Below are 25,670 nucleotides of genomic sequence, written 5' to 3' on the forward strand. Positions count from 1 at the left end.
TTCAACGCCCTCGCAGAAGCTTCATGGTTTGGCCGCCGAACAGACGCTTACCCGGCGACGCGTGCGCTTCGCCGCGGCCGAAGTGCGCCTCGAGGCGGCGCTGGACGAAACCCCACAGCGTGGTGAGCAGCAGGAAGTAGATCGCGAGCACGAGATACAGCTCGAACACCCGGAAGTTGACCGAGGTGACCATCTGCGTGCTGAGCATCAGCTCCGGCACACCGATCACGCTGACCAGCGTGGTGTTCTTCAGCATCACGTTGAACTCGTTGCCCATCGGCGGCACGATCACCCGCAGCGCCTGCGGCAGCACCACGCGCCGCATCAGCAGCACCGAGGTCATGCCGAGCGAGCGCGATGCTTCGTACTGCCCACGGTCGACCGCGCTCAAGCCGGCTCGGATGATCTCGGCCATATACGCGGCCGAGTTCATGCCGAGCGCGAGCACCGCTGCCTGGATGTTGCCCGGCAGCGTGAACACGCCGAAGTCGAGATCGTGGAAGCGGAAGATGTCGGCGGCCGCGAACGCGGTGTACAGGAACACGATCTGCACCAGCAGCGGCGTGCCGCGCATCACCCAGATATAGCAGCGCGCAAAGTACTGCAGCGGCCGGCTCGGCGACAGCCGCAACAGCGCGATAACCAGCCCGAGCACCATGCCGAGCACGATCGCGCTGGCGCTGATTCCGCAGGTCAGCCAGAGTCCGTGCAGATACGTGGAACTCGGCATCATCAGAAACTTGCGGAAAATCTCCCAGCTGAAGTTCATGGCGTCGTCCCGCTCAGAAGCGTTCGTTCTGCAACTGCCACTTGGCGAGCATCTGCGTGTAGCGGTCGCTCTTCGTCAGATCGGCGGCGGCCTTCGCGACCGCGCCCGACAGCGGCTCGCCCTTGCGCGCGCCGATGCCGGTCGGCATCCGCGCGAAACCGGTGACCGCCTGCTCGAAGCTGTTGCCCGACACGCGCTGGAACTGCGCGGCGCTTTCGGCGGTCGTGCCGTACGCGTCGACCTGCTGCAGACGGAATGCCTGGAATGCGTCGGCGTCGGTGTTGTAGACGACGATGTTCATCGGCGGCTTGTGCGCGGCCGCAAACTTTTCGTTTTCCTTTTCAAGCAGCGAGCGCATCGTCGAGCCGTTGATCACCGCGACCTTCTGGCCCGACAGATCGTCGAGCGAATGCACTTTGCGCGGGTTGCCGCGCGGCACCATGATCGACTGGCTCGAGTACATGTAGTCGTGAATGTCGATGATCTCGCGCCGCTCCGGCTTGTCGAACAGCTGGCCGATGATCAGATCGCACTGATGCGCCTTCAACGCGGGGATCAGGCCGCTGAACGGCACCACGTGCCATGCGACCTTCAGATTGCCCATCGACTTCGCGACGTCGCGCGCGACGTCGATCGAGAAGCCCTGCGGTTGCTGCTGCTCGTCGTAGAACGCGAGTGGGGGCGCGTCCATCGTCGCGCAGTAGGTGAGCGTGCCGCTTTTGAGCAGGCCCGCCGGCTGCGCGTCGTCCGCGAGCGTCACGCCGGCGTGCAACAGCATGGATGCGCCTGCGCAGAGGGCGGCGAGACGAACGCGCGAGATCTTGTTTGCTGACATGGGCTTGCTCCTGTGGTGTTCTGTTGTGGTTCTGCCGTAGTGCTGTGGTTCTGCCGTTGTTCTGCGGTAGTTCAGCGGTAGTGCTGTCTTTTCGTGCGGTGATCGGCGAACGCCGGCCGCGCGCAGCGGGTACGGGCGCGGACGCGGGTTGGCGGCCGCTCCGGCTGCGCGCGACCCGCGCGTTAATCAGTCGGTTTCGGCGTGCCGAGCAGCGTCAGCACGCGCGGCACCGTCGTTTCGATGTGTTCGCGCATCGCCTGCTCCGCGAGGTCCGGGTCGCGGCTGCGCAAGGCGTCGATCAGCAGCTGGTGATAGTCGCGCGCGCTTTTGCGCCGGAACGTGGCCTGCTCGATCCACAACCGCATCGGTCCTTCGATCAACGCATAGAGCGAGCAGATCTGCTCGTACAGACGCGTGCGGCCGCTGATCTTGCACAGGTACTCGTGAAACGCGCAGTGACGCTGGACCCACAGGTCGGTATCGCCGACCGACGTGTCCATATCGTCGAGCAGGCGTTCGAGGGTGCGCAGATGCTCGTCGGTGCAGCGCGGCGCGGCGACGCGCGCGGCGAGACCTTCGAGCGCGACGCGCATGTCGAAAATGTCTTCCAGCTCCTCGGCGCTCAGGCCGCGCACGATCGCGCCGCGATTCGGGCGCAACACGACCAGCCCTTCGGTGTGCAAGCGGCGCAGCGCTTCGCGGACCGGCATGCGGCTCATCGACAGTTCCGCCGCAATGGTTTCGGCGACGATCCGCTGCCCGGTCGCGAAGCGGCCCTGCGAAATCGCATCGAACAGGTAGCGGTAGGCGGTCTGCTCGGCGGTCGTGCCGGGTTCGTGGCTGCGGGCGGCGGATGATCTCTGCATGATTCGGTTGGGAAGGCGCAAGAACACGGAAGGAGGATACTGAAAGTGGATTTTTGTATCCAGTTTTTCAAAAACAAATCAGGGAATGTCCGGAGCGGACTGATGGGATGCGGGGGATTTTGAGGGGTGCCGGGGGTGCCGGGGCGGACGCAAGTACATGTCCGCCCCCAAAAGCGTGCGCTACGGACGCGCGTGCAGCGTACGATCCGGATTCGGCGTCGCGCCGACTTTCTCCAGCGCGGCCACCGCCGACTCGTTGCCTTGCAACAACGCATTCTGCAACGGAGTCCGGCCGAGCCGGTCAATGTGGTCCGGATTGGCGCCGTGCGCCACCAGCACCGGCAGCATGCCGAGCCGCCCGAACATCGCCGCGAACGACAATGCTGTCTGCCCCGCGTTGTTGGTCTGATCGATCGGGCAGCGGGTCTCGACCAGACGTTTGGCGATCGCCGTCTCGCCTTTGAACAGCGCGCCCATCAGCGCGGTATTGCCATGCCGGTCGCCGATGCAGGGATCGGCGCCAGCGCGCAACAGATAGTCGAGCGCGGTGGGCTGGTTGCGATACGCGGTCAGGGTCAAAGCCGTATAGCCTTCGGACGTGGTGGTATCGAGCGGATAGCGCGCATCGACGAGCGCCTGCAGGATATCGATCCGGCCAAGGCGCGCGGCCGCGAACCACGTGTCGTCATAGCGATGCGCATCCGCCTGTTGGGCGCCCTGCTGGCCACCCGGTTGCGCGCTCAGTTGATCGGGCTGCGGCAATGCGGCGGGAAGCCTGGGCTGCGCACAGCCAGCGATCGCGGCGGCGCACGCCGCGATCGCCAGCATCCGGGGAATGGCGGTCTGGAATCGTTTCATCGGGGAGGTGCGCCACGCGGCGCGAGCGGTCGGGAGAAAACGCGAAGGCCGCGTACGGCCTTCGCGACGCACGTCGATCAGTTCTCGACGAGCTGGTCGGCGAGCGACTTCACGCGGTTCGTGTCCGCATTGGTCGCCTTGGCAAGGCGCGAGCCGTAATCGGCATCGGCTTTATAGAAGTACGACAGCATCGTGTACTTGTTCTTCTCGTTGGTGACGTGATTCAGGTCCGCGGACAGCGCGGTCACGAGGTCCTGCTTGTCCTGCTCGGACAGGGTCCGATAGAACTCGCCAGCCTGACGGAAGTTCAGCGTCTTGTGGATCGCCTTCTGCTGGGTCGTGCCGGCAAGCGGCGTCTGCATGTACATATAGCGCGGGTCTTGCGACAGCTCGTTCAGCGCCGACGGCTCGTAGTTCACTTCGCCCTTGCGCTCACCGATGTTCATCGCGCCATCCTGGTTGTTGCTCACGACAGGAATGTGCGGACGATTGACCGGCAACTGGTTGAAGTTCGCACCCAGCCGGTACATCTGCGTATCCGCATACGAGAACACGCGGCCTTGCAGCATCCGGTCTTCCGACGGCTCGATGCCCGGCACCAGACGCGACGGCGCGAACGCGGACTGCTCGGTCGCATCGAAATAGTTGTCCGGAATGCGGTTCAGCGTCATCGTGCCGATCTTGCGCTCGGGAATGTCGGACCAGATCTTGGTGTCGTCGAGCGGGTTGTAGTCGAACTTGTCGAGATCCGCCGGGTTCAGCACCTGAATGTACAGATCCCACTTCGGATAATTGCCGGCCTTCAGCGCGCCGTACAGGTCGTTGGTCATCAGATTCCAGTCGGAACCGATCGAACCCGCGATCTCCTGCGGACGCATACCGTGCACGCCCTGCTGGCTCTTCCAGTGGAACTTCACATAGACCACCTTGCCCTGCGTATTGACGAACTTGAACGCATGCACCGCATGGCCGTCCATGTTCCGATACGAATTGGGCATGCCCTCGGGGGTATACAGGCGGGTCAGCATGTGGGTCGCTTCGGGCGTGTGCGCGAAGAAGTCGAACGCCAGGTTCGCATCCTGCACGCCGGTCACCGCGCTCGGCTTGTTCGCGTGGACGAAGTCCGGGAACTTGATCGCGTCGCGAATGAAGAAGATCGGCCAGTTGATACCGACGAAGTCCCAGTTGCCCTGGCTTGTATAGAACTTGACCGCGAAGCCACGCGGATCACGCGCCTGTTCGGGCGAGCCGCGATAGCCCATCACCGTCGAGAAGCGCACGAACACCGGCGTCTTCACGCCGGGTGCGAACAGCGCGGCCGAGGTCAGATCGCTGATGTCGGCGCTGGAGACGAACTCGCCGAATGCGCCAGTGCCGCGCGCATGCACGACGCGCTCCGGAATGCGCTCGCGATCGAAGCGCTGCAGCTTCTCGATCAGATGCGAATCCTGCAACAGCACCGGGCCGTTGGGACCGGCGGTTTGCGAATTCTGATTATCGCCGACGGGCGAGCCGTTGTCGCGCGTCAATTGCGCAGCATAGGGCGACGCGCAAAGCACGACACAGGTTGCGGCAACCATCCCCCGCAATAACCGGATTTTCGATTTAGGCATGTTTGTGGAGCTCCTTGATTACAGTCGACTACGAATAAGCCGACCAAATTACAAAAGATCATCCAGCAATTGGCCAATTGAAAATTAATATAGAGATGATAGTAATTCGGAAAATTCCCATTCAGGCTAAAAACCGGAAAAGAAAATAAATTTTTTTGACCCTTTTATCTTAAAAATATTTTTCATCTCTAAATTTTATTTAACATTTACGGACGCAAAATAATCAGGCAATTGCAAATCTCACCGACATTTACGATTTAGTACTTTTACGAATTTCGCTTTCGATGTTCCAGTTATTCAATGCTAAAGCGCGCCGTGAGCACGTTCAGCCAACCGGGCGCGGGCTGCGGAGTGCCCCGTACGTCGTATCAATGCCCCATGCATCATCCACGACCGGTGCGACCCAACGCGTTGTCCGAATGCTTTGATCAGAGACTCGCAAATTCGAACTGGCACCCGTTAAAACCCGGACGTATCCGATCCTGGCCGTATTGCTCAGACTCCGAACGGTCACCCCTAAATCATTGATTTTCTTGACGTCTTTCTGACACTCCAGGAAAACCGTCACCGCACATCACCGAAAATCGGACACGTCTAATATCATCCAGATGGCCATCCCGATATTTTTCATCCTAATGTTTCCCGCAAAAGGTGGAAAATCGTGACAAATTACCGCGACGTCAATGACGAAGAATGGCAGCGTGTTGCAGAGCTGCTCCCCGAATTGCGGCCGCGTCGAGAAATGCGCGGCCGGCCTCTCGCCAATACCCGTGAAGTGCTGAACGGCGTGCTATGGGTCATCCGCAGCGGCGGCGTGTGGTCTGCCATGCCGCGTAAATATCCGTCCTATCAGACCTGCCATCGGCGGTTTCTCGCGTGGAGCGAATCGGGCGTGCTGAAGCGCCTTCTGCATGAGCTATATGGCATGGACGCCGAGGAATTGTGCAAGACCATGCAGGTTCGCATGCGCAAGCACACCATGTCCGCGCGTAAATCCCGCCACGTCGTATCCAGTCTGCGAATGCTGGATTCGCAATCCGCAATGTCGTCCGGTCCGGGTTATCCGTCGTCGCTCAAGCACGCGGCCTGATCGAATCAATACGTATTTAGGGCTTTAGAACACCAGCCGAATGATCCGTCATTCGGCTGGTGTTTTTATTTGACCATGCCGTCGCATCGGATCCATAAGCCGCTTTCGCAAGTCAAGGTCGCGGTGGTCATCCGGCACGTGCAACCGGCAATGGTCTACTACAGCAATACTGTGTCGAAACCCGGTTATGTGAAAGACGCGCGCGGCGACAGATAACGTTGCGGCGCACGCTGCTCCAGCGCTGCCAGTGCCGGCGAAGCGGTATTGCCGTAGGCCTGCGACGGCGCGTGGCCGTCTCCGGATACCGCATTGCGCGGCACATTCGCGGCGCCGTCAGTCGGTGTGCCGGCCCGACCTTGCGCCGCCTCGCCAGAGCCGGACGCCGTTTGCTCCGCAGCCAGCGACACACCGCTGAGCGCGATGCCCAGACACGCCGCCGCAACCCATGTGGCGCGTATTCGCGCGCTTCCGATTTGACTAGCAGACCCACATTGACACCCGTGTTCGCTCGCAAGATTGACCGGATTCCACCCGTCTTCAGGTATTGAGCGGATTGACGGAATATCTGACAGGCAGCGCCTTTTTAAAGACGCGCGATGTCAAAAACAATGCCCTCGATTAATTTTTTGAATCGCTCATACTGCGGACCACAAGACCGCTCGCAGCATCGTTTCAAATAAGCAACAAGCAGATAAGACCGACACCAATTCGATTTCACGGTCGAATAAAGCAGATTGTGTTTTGATATTTATCCAACTTCAAACGCGTACTGATTCCCGATGCGCGGTTGCGCCCAGACAAGACACGGCGCTCACGCCGCAATCAACAACGCGAATGTCCGAGGTCTGCAGGAAGGTTTTAGCGTGGCAAAGTCCACTCTACGGCTAATTGACGAACCGAATAGATCCAATCTAGATTTAAATTTATTCAACTTTTATAATGACAATTCATCTTAATTTTCCAGCCGAAACCCCATATTATTAATATTGCCATTCTCAATAAAAATCCTTCAGATCACGCCCCCTTTAATACAACGCTGCAGTCCCAATTATTCAAATTAATATTGATTGAATTAACAGACTATCGAGCGTGGTCGCGGTCGATAGTCTGTTAATCCTCGACTTGCCCCACATCTTCGATGAGGTTACGCAACGCGTGCTCGAGCGCATCGAGTTGGTCCGACGCCGGTGCCTTCCTGTCGTGCTTGATCGCCTCTTCGAGCTGCCCGCACGCCTGCGCCAGCCCGGCGTGCCCGAACACCGCCAGCGCGCCGCGCAGCGAGTGAACCTGCGCGAGCAGCGCGTCCACGTCGTGCGCCGCGCGCGCCGCCTCGATCGCCGTCAACGCGTCGCCGGTCGATTGCACGAACATGTCCCGCAGCGGCTTCGGCATCGCATTGCCGCTTAGCTTGCGCTCGTCGGCGCTGGAAAAACCGCTGAGCTTCACGCCCTTGCCGACCGCGATCGTGCCGAGCGCCTCGTTCAGGTGTTGGAGCGACAGCGGCTTCGTCATCACCCGGTCCATGCCGGCCGCTTCGCAGCGCAACCGTTCCTCGCGGGTCGCATGCGCGGTGATCGCCATGATCGGCAGCGTGGGATGACGTTCGCGCACCGCCTCGGCCAGTTGGTAGCCGCTCATGCCCGGCATGTTCAGGTCGGTGAGCAGCACGTCCCACTGCGCGTCGTCGAGCAGTTCCAGCGCCTGCTTGCCGCTCGCGGCCGCCTTGACCGCGCAGCCGAGCGTTTCCAGCTGTTCGCACAACAGCAGCCGGTTCGCGGCGTTATCCTCGGCCACCAGCACGTGCAGACGGCGCGCCAGCGGCAGCGCGCCGGCTCGTGTCTGCATGCCGGCGGCGCCCACAGTGCGCGGCAAGGGCTCGCCGCGCAAGGTCGCGCGGACGCTCGCCTCGAGCCCGCTCAGACTCAGGCACGACACGCTTACGATCTTGCCCGTGCGCATCGCGTGCGCGGGCCCCTCGGGGTAGCCGTCGATCACCCACAGCGCTTCCTCGATCACGCGGTTCTCGTCTTCGGGACGCCATTGCTCGCGGTCGCCCCAGATCACCAGCAGCGCATCGTCCTGGAGTTCCTCGTCCGGGACCGCGGCCGGATGCCGGAACACCTGCACGTCGGCGCCCCAGCGCTCCAGATGCGGCACCGCGAACTCGCACCACGCCGGAGCGGAACTGACGAACAGCAGGCGTTCCCCGTCCAGGAAACGCGTATCGGGCTGCACCGCAATGGTGTCGCCGAGCGGCAGATAAACGGTGAAGCAGCTGCCGACGTGCAGCGTGCTCGACACCTCGATCCGGCCATCCATCGCTTGCACGAGCCGTTGGCACAGCGTGAGGCCGAGGCCGGTGCCGCCGAAGCGCCGGTTGATCGACAGATCCAGCTGCGAGAAAGCCTTGAACAGCTGCTGCCGATGTTCGTCGGCGATGCCGATGCCGGTATCGGCGACCGCGAATTTGATCCACGGCCGGCCTTCGTTGTCCTGATCGATTGCGACCGTCAGCGTGACCGTGCCCTGCTCGGTGAACTTCAGCGCATTGCTGAGCAGGTTGTTGAGAATCTGGCGCACTCGCGTCGGATCGCCCCACATCGGTTGCGAGAGCGCGATATCGAGGCGCGCGTACAAACCGATGCCGCGCATCCGCGCGATTGGCTCGAAGATGCCGAGCACCAGCTCGACCACCTCCGCGACGTTGAACTCGAGATACTCGAGCGTCATCTCGCCCGCCTCGATCTTCGAAAAGTCGAGGATGTCGCTGATCACCGCGAGCAGTCCGTGCGAGGCCCCGCGCACGGTCGCGAGGCGATCCTGCTGCGAACCGCTCAGCGGCGAATTCGCGAGCAGTTCGAGGTTGCCGAGAATCGCGTTCAGCGGCGTGCGGATTTCGTGGCTCATCGCCGCGAGGAACGCGGATTTCGCCTGGTTCGCCGAGTCGGCGACACGCATCGCCTCCGCGAGTTCGCGCTGCATCCGGCGGCGCTGCGTGACGTCGATGAAGGCGGCCACCAGCACGTCGATGCCGAGGAAGCGGGCCGGCGACGCGCTGCTCGCGAACTCGAGCTGGCCGCCGTCGACGGCCGGAAACAGCAGGTCGCGGCGCAGCACGCCCACGGTCGCGTCGACGGCATCCTCGCGCTCGAAGTTCGCGTAGTGCGCGACCAGCCGGTCCGCGACCGCCTTCTCGCCGCCGACGATCTCCTTCGCCATTTCGTGCATCAGCGGATTGCCGAGCAGCCACTCGCCGCTCTCGCGCGACACCAGCATCAGCCCGACCGGCGCCGTGTGAATCACCGTGCGGCTCAGGTGCTCGCTTTCGAACACGCGCGCCGAGTCGGCGAGAATCGGCGCGAACACGCGACGCCGAAACATCAGCAGCAGCGTCCACACGACGCCCAGAATGACCAACACCGCGACGGTCGCCGTGATCACCTGATCGGCGATGCCGAGCGCGACGTCGCGCCACGAAAACGTGTAGAGCAGCGTCCAGCCGGTGTCGCCGATCGGCTCCTCCATCACGAAGAAACCGTCGCCATACGCGACGTCGCCGCCGAAAAACATCGGCCGCCGCAACTGCCGCCGCGCGCCCTTCTGCGCCGCGCGATCCTTGTCGACGTCGTCACCGAGACTCGTGATCAGCGTGCCGTCGGGGCCGGCAATTTCATACGCGTTGTCGCTCGCGCGATCGTCGAGCGCTTTGAGCAGCATGCGCGGATCGTATTCGATCGCGACCACCGCGAACGGCTCACCCTGATTGAACGCCTGGGCGACGAGCCGCAGACGCCGGTTGCCGGTAATCGGATCGATAAACGGCGGCAGCCAGTACACCGGCAGATGAAAGCGCCCGGGCCGCTCGGCCTCGCGTCGCGGCAGCGCTTCGAAGTCGATCCTGAAGCGCTCGATCAGCGCGGCGACGTCGAGCGCTTGATGCGGGGGTACCACCGAGTCGGGCACCACGATCAATTCGTGATGCATGCTGTAGATGTAGCCCTCGACGTCGACGTTATTGCTCGCCGTCGCCGACGCGTTGCTGATCGCGAACTGCTGCGCGAGCGCGAGGTAGCGGCGCAGCAGCAACGGATCGTCGAGTGCGAGCGGCGCGGCGGCGAACAACACGCCGTTCGATGCGACCGCCGCGGCCGGCGAAGGCGTGATCACGAGCCGGTTGCCGTTGCGGCGAAACTCGTCGTAGTAGCGCAGATCGGCCGCGGGCAGCGTCGGCCACGACAGTTCGATAAACGCCACCGTGCGGCGCAGCGACGTTTCTGCTTCGCGCACCGCGGCGGCGACGCGGCCGCGATCATCGACGAACTGCTCGCGCTCGACGGCCACGAACTGCCGCATCGCATACAGGCACGCCGCGGGAATCGTCAGCAACGCCACTAGCGAGATGGCAACGCCGCCCCCCAGCAACAGCAGATCCTGGTAACGGCGCAGGCGGCGCAACGACGTGGTCGGCATGTACGATAGTTCCCCAATTTGTGCTCGCCAGCGGAGCCAGAATAAGACTTGTCAAACTCGAAAAATAGGACAAATATCGTTCGATTGCCTTAGCAATACAGACATGTCCGATTCCCATATCTTAGTTTTTCTAAAACTTCAATCTGACAAACGTTAACGAAAGTCAAATTAACTCGCCACTACGCAAATGCGAGATTCCCACGGTCTATACTTTGTCTCAAAATTGCTCAAACGAGCTAGCCATAAGGGTCTCCCATGCAAATTAACGTCGTACTTGCCGACGATCACCCAGCCCTGGTCGCCGGCGTGAAATATGCGCTCGAGCCGGTAAGGACGATCAAGGTCACCGGCACTGCGCAAAATTCCAGCGAGATCATCCAGCTACTCGAAACGGTTGCCTGCGACGTACTGGTAGCCGATTACGCGATGCCCAACGGCGCCTATGGCGACGGCATCACGCTGCTGTCCTATCTGCGGCGCCGCTATCCGGATCTGAAGATCATCGTCTTCACGATGGTCGACAATCCGGCCATCATGCGCGAGGTCGCGCGTCTGGGCGTCCATTCGTACCTGAACAAGACCGACGACCTCGACCGTCTGGTGTCGGCGATTCACGCGGTCTATGCGAATGCGATCTACTTCCCGAGCGAGAGCGCGCGCCAGGAAACCAACACGCGCGCATCGGCGAGCAAACCGACCGAACGCGTCGCGTTGTCCAAGCGTGAAATCGAGGTGATCCGTTTGTATGTATCGGGCATGGCGATCGGCGAAATCGCGAAGAAGCTGAACCGCAGCAAACAGACCATCAGTTCGCAGAAAACTACGGCGATGAAAAAGCTCGGCATCGTACGCGATGCAGAACTGTTCCGCTACGCATGGGAAATGGGTATCGACGGCACGCCGCCGTCGACCTCGGACGACGAGGCAGCCGCTGCCCACCTCGCGGGCGGGGACGATCCGGACCACGCCGGCAGCCCCGACAATCCCGCCGGCGCCGGCGATACCAGCACCCCCGGCAACACCGGTAGCCCGCACAAATCGGGCAGCGGGCTGTAATAGCGAGCCGCCTGTCCCCCGCACGCGAGACGGTTCGCTTCGCTACATCACTCTCATACCGCAGCGGCGGCCGCGTCTTCATAGCACGCGTACCGCCACCGTCCGGCTCTCCCCAATCCACTCGCCGCACGCTCAGAAGCGCATCTTGAGCGAGCCCTGCACGTACTGACTCGTCGTGCCGCTGCCGAACTGCCCGCGATAGGTCAGCCCTAGCGACGCATTGCGCGTCACGTGGAAATCCAGCCCCGCTTCCACCAGCGCCGCATTGCGCGCGATCGGCACGCCCGCGATATCGAACGCACTGCCGCCCGCGAACGCCAGCGCCGATACCGGCACCACGTCGCCGAACGCATGCTGCCAGCCGAGCGTCGCGCTCGCGGTCATCAGCGTGCCGTTGCGCAACGCCACATCGATCGACTGGCGGATGCCCAAGGTCGAGAACGTCGCATCGGTGTTGCTGCTGCTGGCGTGCAACGCCGCGAGGCCGCCCTGCTCGTTGATCGCGTCGGTGTGCAGATTTACGTAGGCCAGGCTCGCGAACGGTTCGAGCGACATCTGCCGCAGCGGGATCCGGTAGCCGACGTCGCCGAATACCTGCACGGTCTGCGCGTTGTAGCCCGCGGTGAGGCGGTCAGAATAGCCGGTGAGGACTGGCGAGCGGGTCGTGTCGATCGAATGCCACGTATAGGCCGCGCCTGCGCGTACGCCAAGCGCGCCCCACTGCGAGCCGCCATACACGCCGACGTGATAGTTGTTGCTGCTCGCCGACGAGCTGCGGTCGTCCACGTTCATGTTGGTGCCGCTGTAGCCGGCCAGTGCGCCGACCCGCCAGCGCTGTGCGACCAGCGCATCCGCCCCCATCAGGAAACCGCCGGTGTTCTGCCGCAGTGTCGCCGCATTGCCGTCGCCATTCATATGGCCCCAGCCGCCGAACACGTGGGTCCAGACGACCGGCTCGCCTTCGCGCAGCGCACATTCACCGCCAGCAGTTGAAGGCGCAGCGCTCAACTGCGCCGTCGCGATCGGGTTCGCGCTGCTGCCGCTGCCGCCCGGCAGACAGAAGCTTTGCCGCACGCGATCGATCGCGACCTCGCGGACATAGCGGCTGTCGTCGAGCAGTGCCGACTTCACCGACGCGTGAATCTCTCCGGACAACTGATCGAATGCGGCGCGCGCTTCGGCATCGTTTGTCAGCGCCGCGACCGCCACCTTCAGCGCATTCGAGTCGTCCAGGCGATCCAGTCCACCCGCGGTGGCGCGCTGGTTCGGCGTGCCCGCTGCATCGACGAAATAGCGCGTGCGATACGCCTTTAGATACACGTTGTTCGCATCGTAGCTGGCCACCAGATCGTAGAACGCGCCGCTCGTCGCGCCCGTCAGCGTATAGGCTCCGCTCACACCGCCGGTCGCGGTCAGCACCGTGTAGGTCGACGCCGCCGAATACTCGCCCGGGTTGTACTTGACCACGTCGAGCACCGCGCCCTGGCCGATCGCCGCGGAGCCGTTCACGTGAATGCGGTCCGACGACGTGCTGGTCGGGTCCAGTTCGACCTGGTAAATCGAGCCAGCCGCCTGGACGAAGCCTGCATTGACGGTCAACGTGCCGATCGAGTTGCCCGGGGCGATGGTGCCGCCGCTCTGGATCGTGGTCGGGCCGACCGTGCCGTTGCCGCCGAGCGTCGCGCCGTTCTGCACGGTCACGTTCGAGCGCACCATCGAGCCGTTCACCGCAAGCCGGCCGGCCGCGACCGTGGTCGCGCCGGTCAGCATGTTCTCGCCGGTCAGATTCAATGAGCCCGCGCCGGTCTTCGTGAAGGTGCCCGTGCCGTTGAGCACGTTCGCAAGCGCGACGTTGGCCGGCTGATCGATCACGAGCGCGCCGTAGTTCATGATCGAGCCGCTGCCGAAGCTCGCCGCCGAGCCGATCAGCGTGCCCTCGGAGATCAACGTGCCGCCGCTGTAGGTGTTGGCGCCCGCCAGCGTCAATGCGCCCGCGCCGGTCTTGCTCAGACTGCCGGCGCCGCTCATGGTGCCGGAGAAGGTCGTATCGGCGCTGTTGCTGGCAGTGAGTACGGTGGCGCTCGAAGACCCAAGCGCCACCGCCCCCGCACCCGACAGGTTGTTCACGGTCTGCGAGAAATCGTTCAACGCGAGGGTCGCGCCGCTGTTCACGGTCACCGCCGAACTCGTTGCGATTGCGTTGGCGATGCCCATCGCGAGCGTGCCGCCGTTGACCGTGGTCGTGCCGGTGTAGCGGTTCAACGCCGACAGCGTCAGCGTGCCCGCGCCGGCCTTGGTCAGATCGATACCGTTCCAGCCGGTTGCCGAAGCAGCCTGGTCGGCCAGCGCGACATCGACGTTGAATGCGTCGGACGCATGGGCCAGCGTGAACGTGCCATTGCCCTGCGCCGAGCCCGCCTGCCATGCAAGGCCGAAGCCGACCGTGTAATTCAGATTGTCCAGCGTGCGGCCGGTCACCCCGGTGGCCAGCACCAGATAGTCGACCGGGCTCGCCGCGCTGCCGAGCGTGATCCCGCTGAAGTCGCCAGTGATCCCGTTAGTCGTGTTGACGATCGTGAAGCGTGTCGACGTCAACGCGCTCGCCGAGGACGGCGCATCCGCCGCGAAGCCCGCGATGTTCAGCACTCCTGCCAGCGTGGCCGAGTTCGCGGTGATGACCGGATTGTTCGAACCGAGCGTGACGTTCAGCGTCGATCCGGCCGCTTCGGTGAACGCACCGCTCACGGCCAGTTGCGAATCGCCGGCGAAACTGGTCGTTGCGCCGCTTTGCGTCGTGTAGTCGGATGCATTGAACACGCCGTCCTGCGCGAACTCGAGCGTGCCGCCAGCGGCCGATACCGAACCCTGCGTCGAACCGGCCGCGCTCAGCGTCGCCACACCTGCGCCGGTCTTGGTCAGGCTGCCAGTGCCGGACAGCGTGTTGGCCAGGGTGCTGTCGGTGGCGAAGTCGAGTTGCAGCGCGGCGTTGTTGGTGACAGTGCCAGTGCCCACCGCGTTGCCGTTCGTTGCCAGGAGGGTGCCGGCGGTGACCGTCGTGCCGCCGCTATAGGTGTTGGTTCCCGTGAGTATCAACTCGCCCGCGCCCGTTTTGTCGACGCTGCCCGCGCCGCTGATCGAGCCGGAGAAACTGGTAGCGCCGGTGTTGTTGGCGGTCAGTACGGTTGCCGCCGATGAACCCAGCGAGACCACACCCGAACCGGACAGATTATTCAGCGTCTGCGAGAAATCATTCAACGCGAGCGTCGCGCCGCTTTCCACCGTCACTGCCAAACTCGACGCCATTGCGTTCGCGATGCCCATCGCAAGCGTGCCGCCGTTGACCGCCGTACCGCCGGTGTAGGTGTTCTGTGCAGACAATGTCAACGTGCCCGCGCCGGCCTTGATCAGATCGGCGCCGCTCCAGCCGGTCGACGAAGCCGCCTGATCAGCCAACGCCACATCGACATTGAACGCGTCCGTCGCATTCGTCAGCGTGAAGGTGCCGTTGCCGAGCGTCGTCCCTGCCTGCCAGGTCAGGCCGAGGCCGACGTTGTAGTCGAACGAGTCTGCGCTGCGTTGCGCGGCGACTGTCAGGTAGTCGACCGGGCTCGACGCGCCGCCCAGTGTGATCGAAGTAAAGTCGCCGGTGATGCCGCCGGTCGTGTGAAGGATCGTGTACTGCGTATTGGGCAACCCGCTCGCCGAGCCTGGCACGCTGCCGGTGAAGCCCGCGATGTTCAGCGCGCCGTTCAGGGTCGCGGTCGCGGCGCTGATCGCCGGGCTGTTGGTGCCGACGCTCACGCTCAGCGTCGAACCGGCGAGCTCGTTAAGCGCGCCGCTGATCGCCAGTTGCGCGTTCGCGCCGATGCTGGTCGTCGCGCCGCTCTGCGTGCTGTAGCTCGCCGCGTTGAACGCGCCGTTTTGCGCGAACGCCAGCGTGCCGGCGTTGACCACGACGGCGCCTTCAGTCGAACCTGTCGCGGTGATCGTCGCGGTGCCCGCGCCGGTCTTCGTTAGGCTGCCGGTGCCACTCAACGTGTTGGCCAGCGTGCTGTCGCCGGCGAAGTCGAGTTGCAACGCGGCGTTGTTGGTGACCGCGCCGGCGCCGAGCGTGTTGCCGTTAGTGGCGACGAGCGTGCCGGCGGTGACTGTCGTGCCGCCGCTGTACGTGTTGCTGGTTCCGGAAAGCGTTAGCGCGCCGGCGCCGGTCTTGTTCACGCTGCCCGCGCCGCTGATTGCGCCGGAAAAGGTTGTAGCCGCAGTGTTGTTGGCGGTCAGTACGGTGGCGCTTGACGAGCCCAACGTCACCGCCCCCGCGCCCGACAGATCGTTCACCGTCTGCGAGAAGTCATTCAGTGCGAGCGTCGCACCGCTGTTCACGGTCACCGCCGAACTCGATGCGATCGCGTTGGCGATGCCCATCGCGAGCGTGCCGCCATTCACCGTGGTCGTACCGGTGTAGCTGTTCACCGCCGACAACGTCAACGTCCCCGCGCCCGCCTTCGTCAGGTCAGTGCCGTTCCAGCCGCTCGACGACGCGGCCTGGTTCGCCAACGCGACGTCGACGTTGAATGCGTCGGTCGCATTCGTCAGCGTGAACGTGCCGCTGCCCAGCGTTGCACCCGCCTGCCAGGTCAGACCGAAACCGACGTTGTAGTCGAGCGTGTCGGCGCTGCGTTGCGCGGCGAGCGTCAGGTAATCGACCGGGCTCGACGCGCCGCCCAGTGTGATCGAACTGAAGTCGCCCGTGATGCCGCCGGTCGTGTGAAGGATCGTGTACAGCGTGCCGGGCAACGCGCTCGCCGAGCCCGGCGCGCCTGTCGTAAAGCCGGCGATGTTCAGGACACCGTTCAATGTCGCGGTGGCGGCGCTGATCGCCGGGCTGTTCGAACCGACGGTCACACTCAGCGTCGAACCGGCGGCCTGCGTGAACGCGCCGGTAGTGGCGAGTTGCGAGGACGCGCCGACGCTGGTCGTCGCGCCGCTTTGCGTCGTGAAGCTGGCGGCGTTGAACACGCCGCTTTGAGCGAATGCCAGTGTGCCGGCGTTCACCGAGACGGCGCCTTCGGTCGAACCGGCCGCAGTCAATGTGGCAACGCCCGCGCCGGTTTTGGTCAGGCTGCCGGTGCCGCTCAGTGTGTTGGCCAGTGTGCTGTTGCCGGCGAAGTCGAGTTGCAGGGCGGCGTTGTTAATGACCGCGCCGGTGCCGAGTGCGTTGCCGTTCGTGGCGACGAGCGTGCCCGCGGAAACCGTCGTGCCGCCGCTATACGTGTTGCTGGTCCCGGAAAGCGTCAGCGCGCCAGTGCCGGTCTTGTCGACGCTGCCCGCGCCGCTGATCGCGCCGGAGAAGGTTGTCGCGGCAGTGTTATTCGCGGTCAGCACAGTCGACGCGTTTGTGCCCAGCGTCACCGCCCCCGCGCCCGACAGATCATTCAGCGTCTGCGAGAAGTCATTCAACGCCAGCGTCGCACCGCTATTCACGGTCACTGCGGAACTCGTTGCGATTGCATTGGCGATGCCCATCGCAAGTGTGCCGCCATTCACCGTGGTCGTGCCGGTGTACGTGTTCTGTGCGGACAGCGTCAACGTGCCCGCGCCTTCCTTCGTCAAATCAGTCCCATCCCAACCGGTCGACGAGGCCGCCTGATTCGCCAGCGCTACGTCGACATTGAACGCGTCCGCCGCGTTCGTCAGCGTGAAGGTGCCGTTGCTGAGCGTCGTGCCCGCCTGCCAGGTCAGGCCAAAACCGACGTTGTAATCAAGCGCGTCCGCACTCGCGCGTGCGGCCAGCGTCAGATAGTCGACGGTACTGGCTGCACCGCCGAGCGAGATCGAACTGAAATCGCCGGTAATGCCGCCGGTCGTGTGAACGATCGTGTACAGCGTGCCCGGCAATGCACTCGCCGATGTCGGCGCGGTGGCCGTGAAGCCGGTTACGTTCAGCGTGCCGGCGAGGCTCGCCGTCGCCGCACTGATCGCCGGCTGGTTCGAGCCGATGGCGACGTTCAGGGTCGAGCCTGCGGCCTCGGTAAATGCGCCGCTGGTGACGAGTTGCGACGAAGCGCCGATGCCGGTCGTCGCGCCGCTTTGCGTCGTGTAGCTGGCGGCGTTGAACACGCCGCTTTGAGCGAATTGCAGCGTGCCGGCGTCGACTGACACCGCGCCTTCGGTCGAGCCTGCTGCGCTCAACGTCGCAGTGCCCGCGCCGGTCTTGGTCAGGCTGCCGGTGCCGGTCAGCGTGTTGGCCAGCGTGCTGTCGCCGGCGAAGTCCAGTTGCAACGCTGCGTTGTTGGTGACGGTGCCGGTGCCGAGCGCACCGCCATTCGTCGCGACGAGCGTGCCGGCGGAAACCGTCGTGCCACCGCTATACGTGTTGCTCGTTCCGGAAAGCGTCAATGCGCCCGCACCGGTCTTGTCGATACTGCCCGCGCCGCCGATCACGCCGGAGAACGTCGTATCCGCCGCGTCGTTCGCGGTTAATACAGTCGACGCATTCGCGCCCAGCGTCACCGTGCCGGCACCCGACAGGTCGTTGACCGTCTGCGAAAAGTCGTTCAACGCGAGCGTCGCACCGCTGTTCACGGTCACCGCCGAGCTCGACGCGATCGCATCGGCGATGCCCATCGCGAGCGTGCCGCCATTCACCGTGGTCGCGCCGGTGTAGCTGTTCACCGCCGACAGCGTCAACGTCCCCGCGCCTTCCTTTGTCAGATCACGACCGTTCCAGCCGGTCGCCGATGCAGCCGCGTCGGCCAGCTCCACATCGACATCGAATGCATCCGTTGCGTTCGTCAGCGTGAACGTGCCGTTGCCGAGCGTCGCACCCGCAACCCACGTCAGGCCGAAACCGACGTTGTAGTCGAGCGCGTCCGCACTCGCGTGCGCGGCCAGCGTCAGATAGTCGACGGTACTGGTCGCGCCGCCCAGCGAGATCGAACTGAAATCGCCGGTGACGCCGCCGGTCGTGTGGATGATCGTGTACTGCGTGCCCGGCAACGCACTCGCGGACGCCGGCTGGTCCGATACGAAGCCCGCGATGTTCAACACGCCATTCAGCGATGCCGATGCGGCGCTGATGGCCGGTGCATTCGAGCCCAACGTGACGTTGAGCGTCGAACCGGCGGCCTGCGTGAACGCGCCGCTGGCGGTGAGTTGCGAGGAAGCGCCGACGCTGGTGGTCGCGCCGTTTTGCGTCGTGAAGTTGGCCGCGTTGAACACGCCGCTTTGGGCGAATGCCAGTGTGCCGGCGTTGACCGAGACCGCGCCTTCGGTCGACCCTGCCGCAGTCAACGTCGCGGTGCCCGCTCCGGTTTTGATCAGGCTGCCGGTGCCGGATAACGCGTTGGCCAGCGTGCTGTTGCTGGCGAAGTCCAGTTGCAACGCGGCGTCGTTAGTCACCGCGCCGGTGCCGAGCGCGTTGCCGTTCGTTGCTATCAGCGTGCCCGCGGAGACCGTCGTGCCGCCGCTATACGTGTTGCTGGTCCCGGAAAGCGTCAGTGCGCCGGTGCCAGTCTTGTTGACGCTGCCCCCGCCGCTGATCGCGCCGGAGAAGGTTGTCGCGACGGTGTTATTCGCGGTCAGAACGGTGGCGCTTGACGAGCCGAGTGTCACCGCCCCCGCACCCGACAGGTCGTTCAGCGTCTGCGAGAAGTCATTCAACGCGAGCGTCGCGCCGCTGTTCACGGTCACTGCGGAACTCGACGCGATTGCATTGGCGATGCCCATCGCAAGTGTGCCGCCATTCACCGTGGTCGTGCCGGTGTAGGTGTTCTGCGCCGACAGCGTCAGCGTCCCCGCGCCGGCCTTCGTCAGATCGGTCCCATCCCAGCCGGTCGACGAAGCAGCTTCGTTCGCCAAGGCCGCGTCGACATTAAATGCGTCCGCTGCGTTCGTCAGCGTGAACGTGCCGTTGCCGAGCGTTGCACCCGCCTGCCACGTCAGACCAAAACCGACGTTGTAATCGAGGCCACCCGTGCTCGCACGCGCGGCCAGCGTCAGATAATCGACCTGGCTCGATGCGCCGCCCAGCGAGATCGTGCCGAAGTCGCCAGTGATGCCGCCGGTCGTATGCAAGATCGTGTACAGCGTGCCGGGCAATGCACTCGCCGATGTCGGCGCGGTTGCCGTGAAGCCGGTTACGTTCAGCGTGCCGGCAAGGCTCGCCGTCGCGGCGCTGATCGCCGGTTGGTTCGAGCCGATGGCGACGTTGAGCGTCGAACCGGCGGCCTGGGTGAAGGCGCCGGTGGTGGCGAGTTGCGAGGACGCGCCGATGCTGGTCGTCGCAGCGCTTTGGGTCGCGTAGCTGGCGGCGCTGAACACGCCGCTTTGAGCGAATGCGAGGGTTCCGGCGTTGACCGACACCGCACCTTCGGTCGAGCCTGCCGCGCTCAACGTCGCAGTACCCGCGCCGGTCTTGGTCAGGCTGCCGGTTCCTGAAAGCGTGTTGGCCAGCGTGCTGTTGCTGGCGAAGTCCAGTTGCAAGGCTGCGTTGTTGGTGACGGTGCCCGTGCCGAGCGCACCGCCGTTCGTTGCAACGAGCGTGCCTGCGGAGACCGTCGTGCCGCCGCTATAGGTATTGCTGGTCCCGGAAAGCGTCAGCGCACCAGTGCCCGTCTTGTCGACACTGCCCGCGCCGCTGATCGCGCCGGAGAACGTCGTCGCGGCCGCGTTGTTCGCAGTCAGCACGGTTGCGGCCGATGACCCCAACGTCACCGCCCCCGCGCCCGACAGATCGTTCAGCGTCTGCGAGAAGTCATTCAATGCGAGCGTCGCGCCGCTGTTCACGGTCACTGCCGAACTCGCTGCAATCGCATTGGCGATGCCCATCGCGAGCGTGCCGCCATCAACCGTCGTGGTGCCCGTGTACGTGTTCACCGCCGACAGCGTCAATGTCCCCGCGCCGTCCTTCGTCAGATCCGTTCCATCCCAGCCTGTCGACGAGGCCGCTTCGTTCGCCAGCGCCACGTCGACGTTGAATGCGTCCGCTGCGTTCGTCAGCGTGAACGTGCCATTGCCCAGCGTTGCGCCCGCCTGCCACGTCAATCCATAGCCGACGTTGTAATCGAGGCCATCCGCGCTCGCGCGCGCGGCCAGCGTCAGGTAGTCGAGGGTACTGGCTGCGCCGCCCATCGATATCGTGCCGAAGTCGCCGGTGATGCCGCCTGTCGTGTGCACGATCGTGTACAGCGTGCCCGGCAACGCACTTGCCGATGTCGGCGCAGGCGTCGTGAAGCCGGTTACGTTCAGCGTGCCCGCCAAGCTCGCCGTCGCGGCGCTGATCGCTGGGCTGTTCGAGCCGATGGCGACGTTGAGCGTCGAATCGGCGGCCTGGGTGAAGGCGCCGGTGGTGGCGAGTTGCGAGGACGCGCCGATGCTGGTCGTCGCGCCGCTTTGCGTCGTGAAGCTGGCGGCGTTGAACACGCCGTTCTGAGCGAACTGAAGTGTGCCGGCATTGACCGATACCGCGCCTTCGCTCGAACCTGCCGCAGTCAACGTCGCGGTGCCCGCTCCGGTTTTGGTCAGGCTGCCGGTGCCGGATAACGCGTTGGCCAGCGTGCTGTTGCTGGCGAAGTCCAGTTGCAACGCGGCGTCGTTAGTCACCGCGCCAGTGCCGAGCGCGTTGCCGTTCGTTGCTATCAGCGTGCCCGCGGAGACCGTCGTGCCGCCGCTGTACGTGTTGCTGGCTCCGGAAAGCGTCAGTGCGCCGGTGCCAGTCTTGTCGACGCTGCCCCCGCCGCTGATCGCGCCGGAGAAGGTTGTAGCCGCGTTGTTGCTGGCAGTCAGCACGGTTGCGGCCGATGAGCCCAACGTCACCGCCCCCGCGCCCGACAGATCGTTCAGCGTCTGCGAGAAGTCATTCAACGCGAGCGTCGCGCCGCTGTTCACCGTGACTGCGGAACTCGACGCGATTGCATTGGCGATGCCCATCGCCAGCGTGCCGCCATTCACCGTGGTCGTGCCGGTGTAGGTGTTCTGTGCGGACAGCGTCAGCGTGCCCGCACCGGCCTTCGTCAGATCGGTCCCATCCCAGCCGGTCGACGAGGCCGCTTCGTTCGCCAGCGCTACATCGACATTGAATGCGTCCGCCGCGTTCGTCAGCGTGAATGTGCCGTTGCCCAGCGTCGTGCCCGCCTGCCAGGTCAGACCGAAACCGACGTTGTAATCGAGGCCACCCGTGCTCGCACGCGCGGCCAGCGTCAGATAATCGACCGTGCTCGATGCGCCGCCCAGCGAGATCGTGCCGAAGTCGCCAGTGATGCCGCCGGTCGTATGCACGATCGTGTACAGCGTGCCGGGCAATGCACTCGCCGATGTCGGCGCGGTTGCCGTGAAGCCGGTTACGTTCAGCGTGCCGGCAAGGCTCGCCGTCGCGGCGCTGATCGCCGGTTGGTTCGAGCCGATGGCGACGTTGAGCGTCGAACCGGCGGCCTGGGTGAAGGCGCCGGTGGTGGCGAGTTGCGAGGACGCGCCGATGCTGGTCGTCGCAGCGCTTTGGGTCGCGTAGCTGGCGGCGCTGAACACGCCGCTTTGAGCGAATGCGAGGGTTCCGGCGTTGACCGACACCGCACCTTCGGTCGAGCCTGCCGCGCTCAACGTCGCAGTACCCGCGCCGGTCTTGGTCAGGCTGCCGGTTCCTGAAAGCGTGTTGGCCAGCGTGCTGTTGCTGGCGAAGTCCAGTTGCAAGGCTGCGTTGTTGGTGACGGTGCCCGTGCCGAGCGCATTGCCGTTCGTGGTTACCAGAGTACCGGCGGAGACCGTCGTGCCGCCGCTATAGGTATTGCTGGTCCCGGAAAGCGTCAGCGCACCAGTGCCGGTCTTGTCGACACTGCCCGCGCCGCTGATCGCGCCGGCGAAGGTTGTAGCCGCGTTGTTGTTGGCAGTCAGCACGGTTGCGGCCGATGACCCCAACGTCACCGCCCCCGCGCCCGACAGATCGTTCAGCGTCTGCGAAAAGTCATTCAATGCGAGCGTCGCGCCGCTCGCCACCGTCACCGCTGAACTCGCCGCGATCGCATCGGCGACACCCGTCGCGAGCGTGCCGCCGTTCACCACCGTCGTGCCGGTGTAGGTGTTCTGCGCCGACAGCGTCAACGTCCCCGCGCCCTCCTTCGTCAGATCGGTCCCATCCCAGCCGGTCGCCGACGGGTCCTGGTCGGCCAGCGCCGCATCGACATTGAACGCATCCGTCGCGTTCGCCAGCGTGAACGTGCCATTGCCCAGCGTCGCGCCCGCCTGCCAAGTCAGCCCGAAACCCGCGTTGTAATCGAGACCGTCCGTGCTGCGGTGCGCGCCCAGCGTCAGATAGTCGACCGGATTCACGTAGCCGACAAACGTGAACGAAGCGAAGTCGCCGGTGCCGCCCGTCGTATGAATCAGCGTGTATTCAGTCGAAGCCAGCGCGCTCGCCGACGTCGGCAACGCACCCGCGAAGCTCGCGATGTTCAACGTGCCGTTCAGCGACGCCGACGCCGCGGTGATCAGCGGCTCGTTGCCCGCGCCGACGTCGACGTTCAGCGTCGATCCGGCCGCCTGCGTCAACACACCGCCGAGCGTCAGTTGCGAATTCGGGCCCAGTTGCGTGGTCGCCCCGCCGCTCGTAGTCAAGCCGCCGGTGATCGCGAACACCCCGTTCTGCTGGAAAGCGAGCGTGCCGGCCGTGACCGTCACAGTACCCTGCGTCGAGTTCAGGCCGGTCAGCGTCGCCACGCCCGTGCTGGTTTTATTGAGCGTGCCCGCGCCGGTCAGCTGATTCGCGAGCGTGCTGTCCGCCGCGAAATCGAGTTGCAGCGTCGCCGCATTGCCGACCGCGCCGCTGCCCAGCGCCGCGCCATTGGTCGCGATCAGCGTGCCCGCGCCGATCGTCGTCCCGCCGCTGTAGTCGCTGGTCGTACCGGAAAGCGTCAGCGCACCTGTGCCGGTCTTGTTGAGCACACCTGCGCCCGACAGCGCGCCCGCATACGTCGTATTGGTCGCGCCATTCACCGCGGTCAACGTGGCCGAACCGAGCAGGACCGAGCCGCTGCCCGACAGGTTGTTCGCGGTCTGATTCAGGTTGTTCTGACTCAGATCGAGCGTGCCGTTGACCGCCACGCTGCCGCTCGTCGAAAACGCATTCGCGACGCCGCCGAGCAACGTTGACCCCGCGCTCACAGTAGTCGCCCCGGTATAGGTATTGCCCGCGTTCGACAGCGCAAGCGTACCGCCGCCCTGCACGGTAATTCCGCCGGTGTTCGCGAGCAGCCCGCTGATATTGAGCGTCTCGCCCGCATTCACGTTCGCGATCGTCGTACCCGCCAGATTGATGTTGCTTGTCGCCGCGAGCGTGCCGTTGCCCGCGAACTGGCCGCCGCTTTGGACATTGATCGTGCCGACGTTGACGGTGAAGGTGCCGTCGGTGACTTCCACCGTGCCGCCGCTCTGCACGGTGAAAGTCAGCCCGCGCAGACTCGAACCGCCGCCGCCGCGCACCGTACCGGCGGTGCCGGCGCCGCTATTGGTCGTCACCGTGAACACGCCGCCCGATGTATTGCCGTAATTGACGCCATTGGCCAGCGTGAAATAACCGCCGCTGACCGTCGTGTTCGCCTGGATCGTCGAGTCGTAAGTTGTAGTGGCGCCGTTATCGCCATAGAAAATCGCCTCACCGGCCCCGGCCTTCGTCACGGTCACGGTCGAGCCCGCGATCGACGAGATCGGATCGTAGAACTGGATCTGGTAACCGGCATTCGCATTCAGATTCAGGCTGCCCGACGACCCCAGGTAGATCGCATTCGGCGTACCGGTGCCGATGACCGGCGCGTAGTTGCCCGACGAGCCGAAGGTCGCACCTTGCCGGTTACCCTGAAACAGGATGTTGTCGGTCAGCGCGCTCATCGTGATCGTTCCGGACTGCAGATAGATCGCGCCGCCGCTGGTCGATGCATAGTTGTTCAGAAACTGCGTGCCCGACGTGAGACTGACCAGCGCGCCGGACGCGTCGTAGTAAATCGCGCCGCCGTAGCCGCCGCCGCTTCCGGTGCCGGCCTTCACGACGTAGTTGTTCTCGAAGATCGCCGCCGCGTTGAAAATGTATTGATAGTTGTAGGACGCGCCGTTGCCGAACGCGCTGATCCCACCGCCATAGGCAATGCCGCCCGAACCGGTCGAGACGATGTAATTGCCGTCGAACGTGACCGGCGCGTTGAACTGCACGACCGACGCGCCGCTGCCCGGACTCGTATAGCCGATGTTGATCGCGCCGCCGCGCGGGTTGCCGGAGCCCGTGGCGGACGTATTCACGTAGTTGCCGGTAAACGTGCTGACGCCATTGAAGGTCAGTGTCGACGCGCCGCCCCAGATATCGATCGCGCCGCCGAAGTAGGTGGTCGAATGATTGTTGATGAACGCGGTCGTGCCGTAAAAGGTCATCACGCCCGGGCTCTGGTACATCGAGATCGCGCCGCCATAATTGCCGGTCGTGTTCGAGTCGAACGTGTAATCGCCGTAGAAATTCATGTTGCCGGCGTACATCGAAATCACCCCGGCGCCATCGCCGGAAGACACGTTGTTAGAAAACGTCACGCCGTTCGCACCCGTACCGGCGGTGATATTCATGATCGTGCTGCCGGTCGTGCCACTCATATAGAAAATATTGCCGAATGCACCTTGCAGCCCGTTGAACGTCACGCTGTTCAGAAACAGATTCGAAGTCCGCGCGCCCCCGGTGTTATAGAAAAGCGCGGTTCCGGAATTGGCGGTTTGCCCGAAATTGATGTTCGACAGCGTGACCGAATTCTGGTCGATACTCGAGGCGTTGTACGCAATGAGGTAACTACCGGCGCGCGTAACTGTATTGCCGGCACCGTCCAGCGACAGCGTCGAATGCGCGGCGGTATTCACGGTGATGACAGTATTCCAGGTGGCATTCGCGCCAAGGTTGAACTGGTAGTTGGTGGCGCTCCAGTTCGTGCCGGTATTCAGATAGGTCCCGATATCGGTTCCGGCCGGAATGGTCACCTGCGCGAATGCCGCGGACATGAACGCCATACTCGACGCCTGCGCGAACAATAGCGAGCGCAAAGGGCGGCCGTAGCCGTAATGTTTTTGAAGCGGTTTTCGAAACACGGCGTATTGC

At 64.0% G+C, this 25,670-nt stretch carries 9 protein-coding genes; 2 read left to right on the top strand and 7 right to left on the bottom strand.

The window, feature by feature from the left end; translation table 11 throughout:
* Position 1 precedes the first annotated feature (1 nt).
* The 5 genes from BTH42_RS31015 to BTH42_RS31035 all read right to left on the bottom strand — a co-directional run bounded on the left by BTH42_RS31015 (position 2) and on the right by BTH42_RS31035 (position 4,908).
* Positions 2 to 769, bottom strand: a complete 768-nt coding sequence (locus BTH42_RS31015; protein ID WP_075305003.1) for an amino acid ABC transporter permease — start codon at positions 767 to 769, stop codon at positions 2 to 4.
* Positions 770 to 782: 13 nt separating this feature from the next.
* The gene (locus BTH42_RS31020; RefSeq protein ID WP_218642030.1) at positions 783 to 1,547 is read right to left on the bottom strand and encodes an ABC transporter substrate-binding protein; all 765 of its coding nucleotides are present in this window, start codon (positions 1,545 to 1,547) and stop codon (positions 783 to 785) included.
* A 239-nt stretch (positions 1,548 to 1,786) separates the two neighbouring features.
* Positions 1,787 to 2,470, bottom strand: a complete 684-nt coding sequence (locus tag BTH42_RS31025) for a GntR family transcriptional regulator (RefSeq protein ID WP_075305004.1) — start codon at positions 2,468 to 2,470, stop codon at positions 1,787 to 1,789.
* A gap of 180 nt (positions 2,471 to 2,650) precedes the next feature.
* Positions 2,651 to 3,328 (bottom strand): ankyrin repeat domain-containing protein, encoded by a 678-nt coding sequence (locus tag BTH42_RS31030; protein WP_075305005.1) that lies wholly within the window; start codon positions 3,326 to 3,328, stop codon positions 2,651 to 2,653.
* Between the two features lie 77 nt (positions 3,329 to 3,405).
* Positions 3,406 to 4,908 (bottom strand): catalase, encoded by a 1,503-nt coding sequence (locus tag BTH42_RS31035; protein WP_178392277.1) that lies wholly within the window; start codon positions 4,906 to 4,908, stop codon positions 3,406 to 3,408.
* Between the two features lie 694 nt (positions 4,909 to 5,602).
* Between BTH42_RS31035 and BTH42_RS31040 the strand changes: the two genes are divergently transcribed.
* Positions 5,603 to 6,031, top strand: coding sequence for a transposase (locus tag BTH42_RS31040; RefSeq protein ID WP_075305007.1), 429 nt, complete (start codon positions 5,603 to 5,605; stop codon positions 6,029 to 6,031).
* A 1,110-nt stretch (positions 6,032 to 7,141) separates the two neighbouring features.
* Here BTH42_RS31040 and BTH42_RS31050 read toward each other — a convergent pair.
* Positions 7,142 to 10,501 (bottom strand): hybrid sensor histidine kinase/response regulator, encoded by a 3,360-nt coding sequence (locus BTH42_RS31050; RefSeq protein ID WP_075305009.1) that lies wholly within the window; start codon positions 10,499 to 10,501, stop codon positions 7,142 to 7,144.
* Between the two features lie 255 nt (positions 10,502 to 10,756).
* Between BTH42_RS31050 and BTH42_RS31055 the strand changes: the two genes are divergently transcribed.
* Positions 10,757 to 11,557 carry a response regulator transcription factor gene (locus tag BTH42_RS31055; protein WP_075305010.1) on the top strand — a complete coding sequence of 267 codons (801 nt, stop codon included), beginning with the start codon at positions 10,757 to 10,759 and terminating at the stop codon, positions 11,555 to 11,557.
* A 132-nt stretch (positions 11,558 to 11,689) separates the two neighbouring features.
* Here BTH42_RS31055 and BTH42_RS35130 read toward each other — a convergent pair whose 3' ends face one another.
* On the bottom strand, positions 11,690 to 25,582 hold the full coding sequence (locus BTH42_RS35130; RefSeq protein ID WP_256702441.1) for an autotransporter-associated beta strand repeat-containing protein: 13,893 nt from the start codon (positions 25,580 to 25,582) through the stop codon (positions 11,690 to 11,692).
* Positions 25,583 to 25,670: the final 88 nt, after the last annotated feature.

It is taken from the genome of Burkholderia sp. SRS-W-2-2016 (genome assembly GCF_001931485.1).
GTDB lineage: Bacteria > Pseudomonadota > Gammaproteobacteria > Burkholderiales > Burkholderiaceae > Paraburkholderia.

Coding starts and splice junctions, on each gene's coding strand:
- BTH42_RS31030 (WP_075305005.1), bottom strand. CDS start 3,328: ATGAAACGATTCCAGACCGCCATTCCCCGGATGCTGGCGATCGCGGCG.
- BTH42_RS31050 (WP_075305009.1), bottom strand. CDS start 10,501: ATGCCGACCACGTCGTTGCGCCGCCTGCGCCGTTACCAGGATCTGCTG.
- BTH42_RS31035 (WP_178392277.1), bottom strand. CDS start 4,908: ATGGTTGCCGCAACCTGTGTCGTGCTTTGCGCGTCGCCCTATGCTGCG.
- BTH42_RS31025 (WP_075305004.1), bottom strand. CDS start 2,470: ATGCAGAGATCATCCGCCGCCCGCAGCCACGAACCCGGCACGACCGCC.
- BTH42_RS31020 (WP_218642030.1), bottom strand. CDS start 1,547: ATGCTGTTGCACGCCGGCGTGACGCTCGCGGACGACGCGCAGCCGGCG.
- BTH42_RS31015 (WP_075305003.1), bottom strand. CDS start 769: ATGAACTTCAGCTGGGAGATTTTCCGCAAGTTTCTGATGATGCCGAGT.
- BTH42_RS35130 (WP_256702441.1), bottom strand. CDS start 25,582: ATGGCGTTCATGTCCGCGGCATTCGCGCAGGTGACCATTCCGGCCGGA.
- BTH42_RS31055 (WP_075305010.1), top strand. CDS start 10,757: ATGCAAATTAACGTCGTACTTGCCGACGATCACCCAGCCCTGGTCGCC.